Origin of the sequence: Marinobacter litoralis, assembly GCF_003336705.1 — a bacterium.
GTDB lineage: Bacteria > Pseudomonadota > Gammaproteobacteria > Pseudomonadales > Oleiphilaceae > Marinobacter > Marinobacter litoralis.
This window is the reverse complement of record NZ_QMDL01000003.1, coordinates 699,177-714,739: the sequence shown is the minus strand read 5'-3', so window position 1 is coordinate 714,739 and position 15,563 is coordinate 699,177. Positions and strand designations below refer to the sequence as shown.

The 15,563-nt window shown below is 56.3% G+C and carries 12 protein-coding genes; 6 read left to right on the top strand and 6 right to left on the bottom strand.

Annotation, left to right across the window (positions count from 1 at the left end; translation table 11 throughout):
- Window positions 1-124 precede the first annotated feature (124 nt).
- Complete coding sequence (gene ppnN / locus DOQ08_RS12915; RefSeq protein ID WP_114335361.1) at window positions 125-1,507, top strand: nucleotide 5'-monophosphate nucleosidase PpnN; 1,383 nt, start codon at window positions 125-127, stop codon at window positions 1,505-1,507.
- Window positions 1,508-1,541: 34 nt separating this feature from the next.
- On the opposite strand, the gene DOQ08_RS12910 is transcribed toward ppnN, so the two are convergent.
- On the bottom strand, window positions 1,542-1,877 hold the full coding sequence (locus DOQ08_RS12910) for a c-type cytochrome (protein ID WP_114335360.1): 336 nt from the start codon (window positions 1,875-1,877) through the stop codon (window positions 1,542-1,544).
- Window positions 1,878-2,098: 221 nt separating this feature from the next.
- Between DOQ08_RS12910 and DOQ08_RS12905 the strand changes: the two genes are divergently transcribed.
- On the top strand, window positions 2,099-3,202 hold the full coding sequence (locus tag DOQ08_RS12905; RefSeq protein ID WP_114335359.1) for an enoyl-CoA hydratase/isomerase family protein: 1,104 nt from the start codon (window positions 2,099-2,101) through the stop codon (window positions 3,200-3,202).
- A 15-nt stretch (window positions 3,203-3,217) separates the two neighbouring features.
- Here the strand turns inward: DOQ08_RS12905 and DOQ08_RS12900 are convergent, their stop codons facing one another.
- Together DOQ08_RS12900 and DOQ08_RS12895 are read right to left on the bottom strand one after the other, a co-directional pair.
- Window positions 3,218-3,799 carry an ankyrin repeat domain-containing protein gene (locus tag DOQ08_RS12900; RefSeq protein ID WP_114335358.1) on the bottom strand — a complete coding sequence of 194 codons (582 nt, stop codon included), beginning with the start codon at window positions 3,797-3,799 and terminating at the stop codon, window positions 3,218-3,220.
- Between the two features lie 67 nt (window positions 3,800-3,866).
- A complete protein-coding gene (locus DOQ08_RS12895; protein ID WP_114335357.1) occupies window positions 3,867-5,999 on the bottom strand; it encodes a tRNA(Met) cytidine acetyltransferase TmcA in 2,133 nt (710 codons plus the stop codon).
- Between the two features lie 214 nt (window positions 6,000-6,213).
- On the opposite strand from DOQ08_RS12895, the gene DOQ08_RS12890 reads away from it, so the two are divergent.
- Complete coding sequence (locus DOQ08_RS12890) at window positions 6,214-8,538, top strand: ATP-dependent helicase (protein WP_114335356.1); 2,325 nt, start codon at window positions 6,214-6,216, stop codon at window positions 8,536-8,538.
- 156 nt (window positions 8,539-8,694) lie between these two features.
- Window positions 8,695-9,882 (top strand): OmpA family protein, encoded by a 1,188-nt coding sequence (locus DOQ08_RS12885; protein ID WP_114335355.1) that lies wholly within the window; start codon window positions 8,695-8,697, stop codon window positions 9,880-9,882.
- Between the two features lie 64 nt (window positions 9,883-9,946).
- Here DOQ08_RS12885 and DOQ08_RS12880 read toward each other — a convergent pair whose 3' ends face one another.
- Both DOQ08_RS12880 and DOQ08_RS12875 read right to left on the bottom strand, forming a co-directional pair.
- The gene (locus tag DOQ08_RS12880) at window positions 9,947-11,197 is read right to left on the bottom strand and encodes a methyltransferase (RefSeq protein WP_114335354.1); all 1,251 of its coding nucleotides are present in this window, start codon (window positions 11,195-11,197) and stop codon (window positions 9,947-9,949) included.
- Window positions 11,160-12,437 (bottom strand): D-amino acid dehydrogenase, encoded by a 1,278-nt coding sequence (locus DOQ08_RS12875; protein ID WP_114335353.1) that lies wholly within the window; start codon window positions 12,435-12,437, stop codon window positions 11,160-11,162. Before DOQ08_RS12875 ends, DOQ08_RS12880 begins: the two co-directional genes overlap by 38 nt.
- Before the next feature lie 134 nt (window positions 12,438-12,571).
- Here DOQ08_RS12875 and DOQ08_RS12870 point away from each other — a divergent pair, with 134 nt between their 5' ends.
- On the top strand, window positions 12,572-13,381 hold the full coding sequence (locus DOQ08_RS12870) for a TatD family hydrolase (RefSeq protein ID WP_114335352.1): 810 nt from the start codon (window positions 12,572-12,574) through the stop codon (window positions 13,379-13,381).
- Window positions 13,378-14,589 (top strand): HD-GYP domain-containing protein, encoded by a 1,212-nt coding sequence (locus tag DOQ08_RS12865; protein ID WP_114335351.1) that lies wholly within the window; start codon window positions 13,378-13,380, stop codon window positions 14,587-14,589. Before DOQ08_RS12870 ends, DOQ08_RS12865 begins: the two co-directional genes overlap by 4 nt.
- Here DOQ08_RS12865 and DOQ08_RS12860 read toward each other — a convergent pair.
- On the bottom strand, window positions 14,586-15,494 hold the full coding sequence (locus DOQ08_RS12860) for a lysine exporter LysO family protein (RefSeq protein WP_114335350.1): 909 nt from the start codon (window positions 15,492-15,494) through the stop codon (window positions 14,586-14,588). The two genes, DOQ08_RS12865 and DOQ08_RS12860, sit on opposite strands and share 4 nt — an antisense overlap.
- Window positions 15,495-15,563 lie beyond the last annotated feature (69 nt).

Below are 15,563 nucleotides of genomic sequence, written 5' to 3'. Positions count from 1 at the left end.
ATAGATAGAGACGTTGGTTGGAGAAACGTCGGGTAGCGAATTAGCGGGAAAGGGCTTAGTGTAACCTTAAGACCGATATGATCAAAATCAGTCATTGCCGAAACACTCAGGAGTTCTCCAAACGATGACAGAATCCACCATGAATGCACTGGTTTCACCCGAAGGCAGCCTCGAGATTTTATCCAGTCACGAGGTTAATCGGCTCAAGGACAAGAGCGAGGGAGGTCTGTATCGATTATTCCGTCAGTGCGCGCTGGCTGTTCTGAACACCGGCGTTGAAACAGACGACTGCAAAGAATTAATGGAAACCCACGCGGATTTCGACGTACATCTTGTGCCCCAGCCCAGGGGCTTGAAACTGGAATTGGTCAACGCACCGGCCCACGCTTTCGTGGACGGTGAAATGCTCCGGGCAAACCGAGAGCATTTGTTTTCCGTACTGCGAGACATTGTTTACAGCCATTCCCTGCCCAACTTCGTGGAAGGCTTTCGCAAAGACAACCCGGAAGACCTCACCAATTTGGTGTTCCACATCCTTCGTAATGCCCGGGTACTGGAAGCCGGCAGACAACCCGACATTGTGGTTTGCTGGGGCGGGCATTCCATCAGCCACAATGAATACCAGTACAGCAAAGAAGTCGGGCACCAATTGGGTCTGCGCGGGCTGAGTATTTGCACAGGGTGTGGTCCGGGAGCCATGAAAGGCCCCATGAAAGGCGCCACCATCGGCCACGCGAAACAACGCATTAAAAACGGGCGCTACATTGGCATCACTGAACCGGGCATTATTGGCGCTGAAGCCCCCAACCCGATCGTCAATGAACTGGTGATCATGCCGGATATCGAGAAACGTCTGGAAGCCTTTGTGCGCGCAGGCCATGGCGTGATCGTTTTCCCCGGCGGGGTAGGTACAGCGGAGGAAATTCTCTATCTGTTGGGCATACTGCTGCACCCGGACAATGCTGACCTGCCGTTCCCTGTGGTATTCACTGGCCTTCAGGAAAACGCGGAGTACTTCGAGATGATCGACCGCTTCATCCGCGATGCGTTAGGTGACAAAGCCGCCAGCAAATACGACATCATCATTGATGACCCTGTGCGAGTGGCCCAGACGATGAGCCAAGGCATGAAAGACGTAGAAACCTTCCGTCGCGCCATGCAGGATGCCTATTACTTTAACTGGATGCTGAAGATCGACCCGGTGTTCCAGCTACCTTTCGAACCCGATCACGACAACATGCGGGCTTTGGAGCTACACAGGGATCAGCCGCCGCACATGGTCGCCGCTAATTTGCGTAAAGCCTTTAGCGGAATTGTGGCGGGTAACGTGAAGGAAAGCGGTATTCGGAAAATTCAGGAAAAGGGACCGTTCGAGATTTCGGGGGATCCGGCGCTGATTGAGCCGTTAGAAGAAATGCTGGCGCAGTTTATCGAACAAAACCGTATGAAGCTGCCCAGCTCATCCGCTTACAAACCCTGCTATCGAATTGTCAGTGGCGCGGCCTAAGCCGCACCACTGCAATTGATTTGTAAACTGAACCTTACTTACCGCCGGCCGGCAGGCTGGCGTAGTAAGCGGCCAGGTTGGCAATGTCAGCATCGCTCAAACCTGTTGCCTGACCTTGCATTACGGGCGCTTGGCCACCTTGGCGCTGTCCGGCCTTGTAGGCTTTCAAAGCAGCGACCAGGTACTGCTCGTTCTGGCCGGCCAGGTTCGGGTAAATAGGAATCTGAGCAACACCATTTTGACCGTGACAAGCTGCGCATACCGCCGCTTTTGCCTTACCAGCAGCGGCATCGCCTGCTGCCATAGAAGCGGCCGGAGCCACGGCACCCAGTGCGAACAAACCAGCAACTGCGAAGTGTTTCATATTCATAGGGATAACCCTCTCATCTTTTAGGTTTTATAGCCGGCTCAGCGCCGATCTAAATCTAGGACTTACTTATAGCACAACCCATACGGGCTACAAATGCGATAGATCAAGGACATTCAAAGCATCATAATGTCCTTTTACTCTTGAACATACGATGCCACAGTAGGCAAAAACCACAAATGCTCATCAGCTGAATCACCTGCCGATTATCGGAGACAGTGCTCATGCCAGTAGAGGTCCAGGAACTCGCCTGCCGGGAAGGCCACATCGGCCTGCTGACCCTGAATTCCCCGAAAACCCTCAATGCTCTGACCGAAGAAATGGTCGTGCAGGCGCAGGCGGCGCTTAACCGCTGGGCAGACGACAGCCGCATTTGTTTGGTCATTTTACGGGGCAGCGGCGACCGTGCTTTTTGCGCCGGCGGCAACATCCGCGCCCTCTACGAAGATATACGTTCCGAAGGCAGCAGCGACTCAGCCCAACGCTTTTTTACTCAGGAATACCGCCTGAACTACAGCCTGCATCGCTTCCCTAAACCCGTAATCGGTTTGATTCAAGGCATCGTCATGGGCGGCGGCATGGGACTGATGTCCGGATGCCGATACCGCTTGGTGACACCGGATGTCACCTTGGCCATGCCGGAGATCAGTATTGGTCTGTTCCCGGATGTCGGCGCTAGCTGGTTCCTCAACCGCCTACCCGGCCGGCTCGGATTGTTCATGGGCCTGACCGGAGCGCGCTTGAACGCTGCGGATTCACTACGCGTGGGGCTCGCGGACATGATTATCGAATCCGATCACATCGAGCTTTTGCTGCAAAAGCTGCAAGAGGAATATTGGCGGGGCGAGCCCGCAGCCGACGACAACCGCCTGTTCCGGCTGCTTAACCAGGTGGAAGCCGTGGATTATCGAGCACTACCACCGGGCCACTTGGAACAACACGAACAGCGCATTGCCAAACTCAGCGCCGGCACAGAACTTCCAGCCGTGGTTGAACAACTGCTTGGCAGCGAAAGTGACGACCCATGGTGGCACAACTGCATTCAATCCCTGCGCGACGGCTCTCCGGTTACCGCTTGGTTAGTCTGGCATCAACTGCAGAAGGGGCAGCAAATGTCTCTTAAAGACGTGTTTCGAATGGAGCTGGCCATGGCGCTTGAATGCGTCCGACGACCTGACTTAGCCGAAGGCATACGTGCCTTAATGGTCGACAAAGACCAATCTCCGAAATGGAGCTTCGCTTCCGTGGCGGATGTGCCTATGGAGGTTGTGGAGCAACACTTCCAGCCCGAATGGGACGATCAGACCGATCCTATGGGGCTGGAGTAGCCAAGTTTGCGGGTGTTACCGGGTAGCACCCGCATGAATCAACAGCATTTCCAGATCGCGATTGTTCCGTGCACGGGCAAGATCCAACGCTGAGCGGCCGTCATCGCTTCGGTAATTTACATCGGCACCGGCCGCTAGCAGCATTTCTGCAGTCAGCAGATCACCGCTGCCTACCACCTTCATCAATAATGACTCGCCGTTCTGGCTGACATTCACATTCGCGCCTGCCGCCAACAACGCCCGCACCACCGACAGATGGCCACTTTCAGAGGCATGGATCACGGGAGTATAACCGGCAGCGTCCTCACCATTCACATCAGCACCGGCCGCCAGCAGCAGCCGCACGATGCGCCGATTACCATTTGCTGCGGCGACCATTAAGGCAGATTCGCCCGCGGCGGTCGTCGGATTGGGATTAACGCCTTGTGTCAGCAGGTTGAGCACCTCTCGGTCTTCATTAGCCGCCACCGCGCTCATCAACGCATCAGAATGTTCGTTCTTGGGCAGTTCCGGCTTACTGTCCATCGCGTTGCAACCGACCAGCAACAACACGACAAAACCCCAAAGGTACTTAAAAGTGCGGACGTCCATGAGCATAGTTTTGAATCCCTGATAAACGTTCAGCTATTTTGGGCGGCAACCCGCGCCATTTAAATCGAACGGATCACAACTCGGGTCCATTTTTCAGAAGTTCACGAACCAGAGTCCGTAACCCTTTTTCACCCTCTTTCTGCCCAGTACACAGACCGGCATAGCGAACTTCATCCCAAGACCACCCCTGAGTGACCATCCGGCACCACAACGCCAAATCCGATTGCTCCTGAAGCCAAGCCATAACGCCAGAGCACTGCTCTAACTGCCGCAATACCGGAAGCGTTAATTCGAAGCCCCGGTATCCTTCGGAAAAATTCAGCAAATCCCGAAGGTCACCGGCATCCAATCGAGCTGAAGCCGGCAAGTCAGCACCGACCGCGGCCAATAAATCTGGCGCTAAATCGGGCCAATGCCGAGGCACCAGCACCGGCCAATGCTTTGCAAAACGCTCACGCAAACCTTGCGTCAGCTGCCCCCCGACTTCAGACAGGCCACACAACATCTGCACCGGGAACTCGCCGGTACTGGTTTCCTGACGCAGTCCCAAACGCACCACTCGTAAACCGCAAGCCTGCCAAAACGCCAGCAAACCCGACTCGCCGCCAAAACTGGTGCCTAATCCATCCAGCCCCTGCTCTTTGCAGGCATGCCGGGCCTTAGCCACCAGCTGCTTACCAATTCCCAAATGACGATGCTCTTCCGAAACCGCCACCCGAACCACCCTGAGCGTGCGCTGAACCGCCGCCTCTGGAAAACCGCCATGAGTCGCCAGAGATTGCGCCAACATATGCCCACGAGGCCTACGTTCACCCCGCGCAACCTGCTCCGCCAGCTCCGGTGCCAAGCCCCCTTCCACAGACGCCCAAAGCACACCCACGGTCACCCCGTTAACCACCGCGCGCCAACTCTGTGCCCCCGGATCGTCCAGCCACTGCCGGAGATCTGCCGGTGTGGTCCTGTAATGCGCATCCACCAACAAACCAAACGCTTCAGACAGCGCCTGCTCGCTGGCCTTCGCAGGATGCCAGCGCTCAACCACCACATCTTCTACCGCAGGGCTAATCACTTTCGGACTGTTCGCCGACAGCAAAAACAAATCCGAGACCAAACGCTCTAACGGATCACCCGCCGCCCAACGCACCGGCTCGTGCAAACTGACCGACTGCCATTGCGGCGTTTCCCGATCCAGCACCTGCCGAAACCGAATGGCAAAACCCCGGCCTGTGCCTTCATAACCATGCACCGTGCTGGCAAACGCCACCCGCGGCCACCCAAGAAGAACCTCCCGCAACCAGTGCGCTGGCACACCGGCCGCCTCGTCCACCATCACCACCTCGGCGTCGGGTTTGTCGGCCAACAAATCCTGCACCGGCAAATAGCGGATCGACGCGCCGCCTTCCATCACCAACGCATCATCACGGCGCTCTGCCAGCCGCTCACCCAGCGTCTCGGCGGCATGCCGGAAAAAACTCGTTAAATTGTCCACCGCAGGCGAGGTCACCAACACCCGCTGCCGCCCCGCAAGCAACAACTCCGCCGCCGCGATACCTAATGCCGCTGACTTCCCTCGCCCCCGGTCCGCCGTCACCACCAACGGCCGACGCCGCCGACCCAAACCAAATCGCACCAACTGAGACACCAACTGCGCCTGCTCCGGCGTAGTCGCGAGCTCAAAAACCGACGAACCCGGCTTCAGCAACGGCAAAACCGGCGCCTCCTCATGCCCCTGCTGAACCCGAATCACATCCTCATCAGCCGCCAAAACACCGGCCATACGTGTCGCAAAGGCATGGTGCTCTGCTTGATCGAGCCCTGTACGCACATAATCCGGATCACTAAACGTGCCCCAATCCTCCAGCGGCGGCATCAACCAAAACCACAAACCACCCGCCTGCAAGGTCCCCGACAACGCCGCCACCCCATCCGGCGGATTCCCCTGCCAACCGTCCCAAACCAAAACGGACGTTTCCCGCCCCAGCCAGCGCTTGAATTGCTTCGAAGCAATACCGGTCAATCCGGCCAACTCCGCATCTTCGGCACGACCAACCCATAGCGCCTGAGAAGCATCCAACGTTTCCAGACAACCAGACACCCATGAGCGACACCAATCCGGTTCACCTTCCACCAGCACCAGACGGCGTTCACCGGCAGCACGCAGGCTTTCAGTGAGCGCTTGCCAGTTCCTTTTAGCAACAGATGTCATCGTCAAAAGCAGACTCCAAGATAATGCGAGGCATAAAACCCGTCTGAAGTAGTGCCTTGCCGGGTAGCCCTTTCCAAAACTGTGCGCAGCCATGGATGGCGAAGCTCAAGCGCCACATGGATGTGCCGCAGGAGCGTGTTTTGGAAAGGGCTACCCGGCAAGGCACGGGGCGCAATGCACCCATACTCATGCTAAATCAAACAGGGCAACCATTATGGAGCCCAACTACCCCCACCGCCAGTTGCCAAGTACAATACCCACCATGCCAACCAATCCCCAAACACCCGACACCAGCTTCCTCCCGGATTACCTCACCGACGAACAGCGGAACATCATCACCGCCGGTTACGAACACTCGGTGATCACCGCCGTCGCGGGTAGCGGAAAAACCTCCACCCTGGCCTGGCGCATTCGCTACCTGCTGGCCCAAGGCCACGATCCCAACCGCATGCTGGTACTCATGTTCAACCGCAGCGCCCGGGTCGATTTTGAACGCAAACTCCAGCAAGTCTGTGACCAATCCGGATTAGCACCACCGGAAATCCGCACCTACCACGCCATGGGCTACCGGCTCTACAAACGCTTCGTGCGGGAAGGCTACCTACCAGGCTTTTCGGACAAAATTCTCACCGAACAGGAAATCGGCTACCAGGCCTGGATGCTCACACGCAGGCTGGCCCCCGAAGATCTCGCCGACGAAATTCGCCGCAATAAAAAAGACTATGTCGAAACCGCCACCGGCTTCATCGACCTGGTCAAAACCTGCCTGTCGCCCGCCGAAATTGTCTTCGAAGAGCTGGGCTACTCAGACAAGCACAAATACCTGATCGACCTGTTCCACAGCTTCGAACAATGGCGCAAAAGCCAGGGCCGAATCAGCTACGCCGACATGATTTACGAACCGGTCATGGCCATCCACCAGAACCCGCCATTGCAGCGGCTGGTCGGTAATAAAATGGATTTGATTCTGGTGGACGAATACCAGGATACCAACGAAATTCAGCACCTGCTGCTGCGCTACGTGGCGGGTGATCGGGCGAGAGTGACCGTGGTCGGTGACCCGGACCAGACCATCTACGAATTCCGCGGCGCCAAACCGGAATTCATCTTGCGCCGGTTCAGCGACGAATTTGAAAGCCCGCTGGAACAAACTCTGAGCTACACCTTCCGCTATGGCCATCAAGTCGCGCTGTTGGCCAACCATCTGATCTGCCACAACACCGGCCGAAAAGACGTACTCTGCCACTCGCACCCCTCCACTCCAGCCACCCGCGCCGAATTGCATCGCGCGGAGAACGATGGCGACGAGGTGCTCAAGATACTGCAGAGCCACAGCCCTGAAGAAAACAACCAGACCGCGGTGCTGTTTCGGGTCTGGAGCCAGAGTGTACCGATCGAACTAAAACTGCTGGCCCGGCAAATCCCCTACCGGATAGATGCAGGCAAAGGTGCCCTCTTCAGCCGGGAAGTCCAAGCGATGACCGCGCTGTTGATGGTGGTCAGTGGCCGCATCAAACAGCTGCCCGATTCAGATCGATTAGACATCGCCCGGCAAATACTGCGCTTCCCCCACGCCGGCCTGAAAGAGCCCGAACTGGAAAATCTGGCGCAGTTTTTGGCGGGTTTCGGAGAAAGCTGGCACGAACGCTTGCTGGCGATGGATTTTGATGCCCTGCAACCGATGCCGGCCCGAAAGCTGCGCAAGCTTGGTGAAGTCTTGGCCCAACTAAACGGCTATAAAGGCCCTGTCGCTGGCCTGATTCGAATCTACGCCGAGCACACCGACTTATATGACGGCATTCGCAGCCTGGCACTGACCCACGACAGTGCCGAAGAACGCATAGACACCATTCAGGGCTTCCGGGATTACCTGAAAAGCCTGGACACCGATGCCGGCGGCGCGCTGGACCACCTCAAAGCTTTGAAACAACAAGCCGGAGCGAAGGCTGACCAAGGCGTGTTGCTGTCTACCATCCACCGCACCAAAGGCTTGGAATGGCCGGTGGTGATTATTCCCGGCTTACAAGAGAAATACCTGCCCTACAGCCCGCGCCCTCAAGACAACGCGCAATCCCTGCTGGAGAGTGAACGGCGACTGTTATACGTCGGCATGACCCGCGCCCGACAAGCCTTGCACCTGATCACTCGCCCTGTCAGTCAACGCCCCCACCTGGACGGTGATCAGGGGCCCAGCCGATTCGTCTCGGAGCTCTGCTACGGGCTGTCACACGAGCTGGGGTCGCACCTTGATGAACACCTCTCCTCGACTGAAGTTCCCTTGTCCTTGAGCCATGCCACAACCGCTATCAGCATCCGGTACGCCTCTCGCGCAGGTTTAACGTTAGAGGGTACCGAGCCAGATCATGACTCCGATTTAATGGAACCGGTCTGGCATCGCCGGCGTGTCACACATACAGTGTTCGGCGCCGGTGAAGTGGTCAGTGAAGACGAGAGCTCTTTTGAAGTCCGCTTTGACAATGCCGACACTCTGAACTTCAGTAAAAAGAGTGCGCACCTGTACTTCACGGCGAGTACGTAGCTGCACTATCAGTAGAATTCGCAAGCCGCCGGCACCGTAATAACTTTGTGTTTTTGAAACGATTGACCTATTGTTTAGAGGACTAAAGATATTCATTCGGGCATTTTTTACTTGAATGATGGTCAGACCCAAAAAAATCGAAACAGGAGGTTCCGCATGAAGTTCATGCGTCCGGTGGCCCTGGCTGCCCTTGCTACAACCCTTACAGCTCCCGCTCTGGCCGAAAGCCAGCAAACCATCTATCTGAACCCCTTCGCCGGTTACCAGTACTTCGGTGATAAGCGCGATCTGAGTGAAAGCGACACCTACGGTGTGGGTATCGAATACCGCTTCCGCCCTCATTGGGCCGTAGAAGCTGTTTACTCCCGTGCCGACGTAGACCGCAAATACGTGTCCGGTGAATCTGATTTCGATGAGATCCGTGTTGACGGCCTCTACTACTTTGCGAGCCAGGACAAAGCGTGGAACCCGTACGTTTCAATGGGTGCCGGCCACGCAGACTTCGAAGGTGGTCCTGTCCGTACGGCCGGATCCAACCACGACGAAACCCGCGTTAACGTGGGCGCCGGTGTCCGTTACAACATCAGCGACATGATCTCCCTGCGTGCAGACCTGCGTGAATTCCACGGTATCGACGAAAGCACCTTTGACACCATGGCGTCTCTGGGCCTGAGCTTCGCGTTCCACCGCACCACTGCCAAGCCAGCTCCTGCCGACGCAGATAACGACGGCGTGCCCGATACCCGCGACCAGTGCCCGAACACCCCGGCTGGCGCACAGGTTGATAGCCGCGGTTGCGAGCTGGACGCTGACAACGACGGTGTAGCCGACAGCAAAGACCAGTGCCCGAACACTCCGGCTGGTGCTGAAGTAAACAGCCGTGGCTGTGAGCTGGACAGCGATAACGACGGCGTGGTGAACAGCAAAGACCAGTGCCCGAATACCGCAGCTGGCGTTGAAGTTGACGAAAACGGTTGTGAAGGTGTTACCGACACCATCGAAACCATCAACCTGCGTGTTCAATTCCCGCTGAACAGCTCGGTGATTGACGATGCCTACGACCTCGAAATTCGCCAAGTTGCTGATTTCATGGAAGAGCATCCCGGCACCACGGTTGAGATTGCCGGCCACACCGACAACACCGGTAAAGCCGAGTACAACCGCTTCCTGTCGCAGCGTCGCGCTGAAGCCGTCGCTGATCGTTTGGTATCCGCACTGGGCGTTGATGCCGATCGCGTAAGAGCTGTTGGTTACGGTGAAGTTGAGCCGATTGCCACCAACGACACTTCTGCTGGCCGTGCCCAGAACCGTCGTGTAGAAGCCCGCATCCAGGTGCTCCGCTAAGGCACTTTGATACGGTCAAACCAAAGAAGGCGCCCACGGGCGCCTTCTTTGTTTCTACTATTTCTCATGCGTTAACGTGAACAGCATCCAGCAGCAAATTTCTAGGTGTCAAAGAACGCTCGCAGAACGTACCCAAATTCACTCGATACCCCTGCTCTTCCAGATACACCGCATAATCCAATACCAACCACAGCTCGAGCGGCCGCCGAAATAGATGCCGAAGCAACTCATGCCGGCGAACCTGTCGGGACCGTTTCTGCCCCATCGCCAGCCAGTAAGACCAATCAATGTCTGCCGGTAACAACACTCGTTTCTTGTCCGCCGCCCACTGACAAAACCCTTCGAAACTACCGTTATTCAGGCGCGCAGGGTGCGACGGCACGGGCAAGTATCGCCCGGTTTCCGATACGCTTCGTTGCAGCGCATCGAAGCCCAGCCGCCAGATGCGCACTCGAGCTGACTGAGCGCGCTCCCGAGCCGGGGCTGTTACCGTCTCTTGCACCGCCAAGCGAAGTCCCGCCCGGTCTATTTCCAACACATTTTCAGAGTGCCGAGCCTGCTGCGAGAGCAGGCGGTAGGCCCCGTGGCCGCCCAGGTGGTAGCAGCAAGGCGATACACTCAATCGGGCAAGCCCTGCCTCGCTACCTGCGCTCAGGAGTTGCCGGTGCAGATCACCACACGCGTGCAACGCAGCCCCATGATCAATAGCGGGCCAATGCAGCGCCTCAGCCATCACATCCTGCTGCACCACGTGCACCGGATCACCGTATTTCTTCGCAAGGCGATTGCCGTCTTGCACCAACTCCGTGTCCCACTCAAAGCCGAACACGGCTTCAGCCCCTTGCCCCACTAAAGTGCGAGCCAAATGGCCTTTGCCACAACACCAGTCCAGGACACGACCTTTCAATGGCGCAATGGATGCTGCGAAGGCGCCAGCTTGCAAACGCTTCCGGCCCGGCATATCCACCGCGTGGACTTCTCTCAAGGCGGCCTTCGAGCCACGCTCATAGCCTGACAACCGCGGAACAGAAACCAGCTCGTCATAGGCCGAAAGTGCCGGCACAAAGCCCGCAACTTCTTGCGCAAACGCCGACAAATGCTCGTTCCACTCGTCGCATTCCGCGTCTGACCGTTGCTCAAGCCAATTCGCCAGATCTGGATACTGCAGGCACCAATCCGGCTTTGGCTCCATAAACGGCACTGGCCGCCAAAAGCTTTCATGGTTAAGGAGCCAGTCATTGAGCGCCTGCCACTGCTGGAAGAACGATGCGGAGATCTTATAGCCCTCCGGCAAAACGGCCCGGGCGGAACGCATCCAACGACACCGCGGGCTCTTCACCATCAATAACCTGAGCAATCACCGCGGCGCTGCCCGCAGACAATGTCCAGCCAAAGGTGCCATGGCCGGTGTTCAGGTACAGGTTGTCGCGAGGCCCCTTGCCAATAATTGCAGGGCCGTCTGGCGTCATCGGGCGGAAACCTGTCCAGGTTTCCGCCGCATCCAGATCGGCACAACCGGGGTAGCGGGATTCGACCGACTTTCTGATGGTGGCAATTCTAGCCTCGGGAATGTCTCGATTGAAATCAGCCAGTTCAACGAACCCTGTCGCTCTCAAACGATTGCCCAGCCGAGTTGAAACCACCTTGAAATTATCATCATGAACCGTTGCCGTGGGCGCTTTGGCGGGGTCACTCAACGGCACGGTAATGCTGTAGCCCTTAATCGGATAAATAGGCAGCGTTAGCCCCAAAGGCTTAACCAGTTCCGGTGACCAACAGCCGGCTGACACTACCACGGCATCCGCTTCCAGCCGCTCAGGTTTGCCGCTCGCAGTGCGCAACTGCACCGCGTTAACGCGTTGGTGATCCGCCAACAGTGCCTCTACTTCCACCTCATAGCGGAAGTTCACTCCCAGTTCTTCACACACTTGGGCAAGCGCTCGCGAGAACAGGTGACAATCGCCCGTGCCATCGGTGTCATACCGTATCGCACCGTATAATGGCCCGTTGCCGGTCATACCGGGCTCCACTTCACGAACCTCTTGGGGCGACAGCAAATGCGAGGGGACACCTACCTCATTCAGCAGTTCATGTGTCTTACGCAATTCATCCAGCGCCTCTGGCGTGCTGGCTAAATGCATCAACCCGTCATGGGCACCGTCAAACGCCAGATCGTGCTCTTGTTCCAGCGCCAGAAAACGCTCACGGCTGTAGGCGCCCAACTTCAACATGGCCCGCTTGTTAAGCCCAAACAGCCCGGGGGACCAAGCGTAACGTAGCGTTGCCAATAAAAACCGGGTGGCCGCCAGCGAGGGCGGCATCCGCATTTTCAGGGGGCCATCGGTTTTCAGCAGCCACGGCAACGCCTTGAACACCATCGACGGATCGGCCCAAGGATAAACCACACCGTAGGAACGCTGTGCAGCATTGCCCTTACTGGTTTCATTTCCCGCCAGTGAGTGCCGCTCCAGAACCGTTACCTGATGGCCCCGTCGCACCAGCTCCCGTGCTGTTGTTACGCCCACTACTCCGCCACCGACAACCACAATATGCATGGTGTTCTTCCCCTAATCACCGCTTCTGAAATGACGCCCTACTCTCTTCGCTCAGCGCAAACTGGTAAACTCGACCATAGTCGCTCTCAGCATAGCACCCACTCAACTTCCGAGATGGAGTCAGGACACCGGACATGAGCAAGAAACGCCGCGAGATTCCCGTATTTGACCACCCGATCATCGAAACCCACTGCCATCTGGATTACCTGAAAGATCGGCCGCTGGAAGACACGCTCGAACAGAGCCGGCAGGTGAACATTGAAAAAGTTATCACCATCGCCGTATCCCCCGATAACCTTGCGGCCGTCAGAGAACTCAGCCAGATCAAAGACTGGGTGTATGGAACTCAGGGCATTCATCCCCATGAGGCGGAAACATACAACGATCAGGTAGAGGAAGAAATACGTACCCATGCGCAGGACGAAAAGATCGTTGCCGTGGGGGAAATCGGGCTGGATTACTTTTACGACAAAGCTGACCGGGCCACTCAGCGCGAGGTGTTTCGCCGCCAGCTGCAAATCGCCTGTGACAGTGACCGCCCAGTGGTTATTCACAGTCGAGAGGCTGATGATGACACCATCGAGATCCTGAAAGAGTTCGAAACCTCTCTCAAACGCCGCGGCGTGATCCACAGCTTCACATCCGGCCCGGGTTTAGCCCAATACGCATTGGATCAAGGCTGGAACTTGGGCTTTAATGGTATTACCACGTTTAATAAAGCGGAGAACGTAAGGGACATCGTTCGTATGACGCCAATAAGCCAGATTCTTCTTGAAACAGATGCTCCGTTTTTGACCCCGGTGCCTTATCGCGGCAAAGAGAACGCGCCGTTTTATCTACCTTTTGTCGCTGAAAAAATTGCGGAGGTGAAAGGCTTGGCACTGGAAGAGGTCATCGTTCAAACTTACCAGAACAGCCTACGGACCTTTTTCCCCGAGCGATGATCAAACGCATTCCTATCACCGCGCTGCAGGTCGGGATGTACATCACCGACCTGAACAACGACTGGATACCTCACAACACCCAGAGAAAACGCGGTGTGATCCGGAATGAAGCCACCATCGAAAAAATTCGCGCTATGGGCGTCCAGTTCGTCTATATCGATGCCGAAAAAGGCCTGGATACCCAAGACTACGAAACCGCTTCAGAAGTAGACGCGCGCAATGAAGAAGCTCTGCAAAATGCGGGCGAGCATAAACCCGGGGTTTCCGCCAAAGTCTCCCTCGAACAGGAAATGGAGACCGCGCAAGGCATTCATACTCAGGCTCAAGGGCTGGTAGACAGCTTTATGGCCAACGTCAAAATCGGCGCTGCCGTGGATATCGCGCCCATCCACCAACTGGCCGACGATCTGCAAAGCTCGGTCATCAGAAACCCGAATGCTTTAGGGTGTTTGGGGCGCATTCGAGATAAAGACAACTATCTGCTTGAGCACTCCGTTAACCTAAGTGTACTGATGACCCTGTTCGGGCAGTATCGCAAGCTATCAGCGGATGTTCTGCATCAAACCGTGGTGGGCGCCCTGCTTCACGATCTTGGCAAGATCCTGACGCCCGACAACATACTTCACAAAGCTGGCAAGCTAACAGCAGAAGAGTTTGAAGTGATGAAACTGCATGCCCGCCAATCCCGTGACATCTTGCTGGCAACCAAGGGCATAGGCGAGCTCACCGTTATTACGGCAGCCCAGCATCATGAGCGCATAGATGGCACCGGTTATCCAGAAGGCCTGAAGGGTGAGGAGATTTCGATATACGGGCGCATGGCAGCCATCGCTGATGTGTATGACGCGATCACCGCCGACCGCGTTTACCACAAAGGCATGACACCCACTCAAGGCCTGAAGAAACTGCTGGAATGGAGCGGCTCACACCTGGATGCCGCTTTGGTTCAGGACTTTATTCATTGTGTTGGCTTATACCCGGTCGGTTCTCTGGTCTTGCTGGAAAGCGGGCGGTTAGGCGTGGTGACCGAAACCAACGAAGACGATTTACGGTTGCCGGTGGTGCGGGTGATGTACCACACCAAATTCCGGGCTCCCATTACCATTACCGATGTTGATCTTGCCAAACCGGGCAATCAGGACCGCATTCAACGAGCGGTTGACCCCGGCTTATACAAGATCGATGTGGGTAAATTCTTGAGCTACTAACCCAGAGATAAAAACACCCCCATCAGCACGGGCGACAGGAACGACAGCAAAAAGCCCGAAGCAATGGCAACCGGCACACACGCCAAACCACCGCTGCTGCGAATCACCGGCAGGGTAAAGTCCATAGACGTTGCGCCTCCGTATCCGATCGCCATGGCCGGGCGAGCGCTAATCACTACGGGGATGAGCGCCAGAGCAATGATTTCGCGTAGAACATCGTTCAAAAAAGCAACACCGCCCCACGCGGGCCCCATGGCATCACCGATCATGATGCCGGACAAAGAGTACCAACCAAACCCTGAAGCAATCGCCAGCGCCTGGTTCCAGGAAACATCTAACCAAGGCGTGAGGGCCAGCCCGGCAAACAACGAGCTCACCCCCATCGTCAACGCTATGCCCAAGCCTTGACGGTTCATCAACAGCTTGCGCAACGACAAACCAGCATTACGAAGCTGAAGACCAATCAAGAACAACAGCAGCATCAACGCCCAAGTGGCCACATCTTCAACCATCGGCAGCCCGGAAAACCAGAGGTAGCCCAGAAAGCCCCCTACAACCACCGCCAGCAACGGTTTCAAGCCGGCCATAAACAGCCTTCGATAACTCGGCTTTGCACTTTCGTCCGTGGGCCCGATGTCCAACGGCAAAAAGTAATGAAATAGCCAAAGCGCTGCCAGGTTCGCCACCAACATGGCCATCACCAAGCCCGATACCTGATAGGCCATCGTACCCAAATGCGAGAGCAAGCCCTCCATTTGGCCCAAACCGAGACCCAGCAAGACCAAAATGAAGTACACCAAGCCTTCAACCAGGTAGTGAATCACCGTCATCAGCCGGCGATTCGAAAGAGTAAACGCAAAGCCCAAAAACAACGGAGCCAGAATCAGCAAAGCGCCGGTCAGCATAACAGCCTCTGAACAACAGGTATCAAAGAGAGAGCGGGCAGACGAACGCCTGCCGTCGAAGAAAAAGAC

What these genes read in the sequence shown, in the direction of transcription:
- ppnN (WP_114335361.1), top strand. Translation starts at nt 125, where the DNA reads ATGACAGAATCCACCATGAATGCACTGGTTTCACCCGAAGGCAGCCTC.
- DOQ08_RS12910 (WP_114335360.1), bottom strand. Translation starts at nt 1,877, where the DNA reads ATGAATATGAAACACTTCGCAGTTGCTGGTTTGTTCGCACTGGGTGCC.
- DOQ08_RS12905 (WP_114335359.1), top strand. Translation starts at nt 2,099, where the DNA reads ATGCCAGTAGAGGTCCAGGAACTCGCCTGCCGGGAAGGCCACATCGGC.
- DOQ08_RS12900 (WP_114335358.1), bottom strand. Translation starts at nt 3,799, where the DNA reads ATGCTCATGGACGTCCGCACTTTTAAGTACCTTTGGGGTTTTGTCGTG.
- DOQ08_RS12895 (WP_114335357.1), bottom strand. Translation starts at nt 5,999, where the DNA reads ATGACATCTGTTGCTAAAAGGAACTGGCAAGCGCTCACTGAAAGCCTG.
- DOQ08_RS12890 (WP_114335356.1), top strand. Translation starts at nt 6,214, where the DNA reads ATGGAGCCCAACTACCCCCACCGCCAGTTGCCAAGTACAATACCCACC.
- DOQ08_RS12885 (WP_114335355.1), top strand. Translation starts at nt 8,695, where the DNA reads ATGAAGTTCATGCGTCCGGTGGCCCTGGCTGCCCTTGCTACAACCCTT.
- DOQ08_RS12880 (WP_114335354.1), bottom strand. Translation starts at nt 11,197, where the DNA reads ATGCGTTCCGCCCGGGCCGTTTTGCCGGAGGGCTATAAGATCTCCGCA.
- DOQ08_RS12875 (WP_114335353.1), bottom strand. Translation starts at nt 12,437, where the DNA reads ATGCATATTGTGGTTGTCGGTGGCGGAGTAGTGGGCGTAACAACAGCA.
- DOQ08_RS12870 (WP_114335352.1), top strand. Translation starts at nt 12,572, where the DNA reads ATGAGCAAGAAACGCCGCGAGATTCCCGTATTTGACCACCCGATCATC.
- DOQ08_RS12865 (WP_114335351.1), top strand. Translation starts at nt 13,378, where the DNA reads ATGATCAAACGCATTCCTATCACCGCGCTGCAGGTCGGGATGTACATC.
- DOQ08_RS12860 (WP_114335350.1), bottom strand. Translation starts at nt 15,494, where the DNA reads ATGCTGACCGGCGCTTTGCTGATTCTGGCTCCGTTGTTTTTGGGCTTT.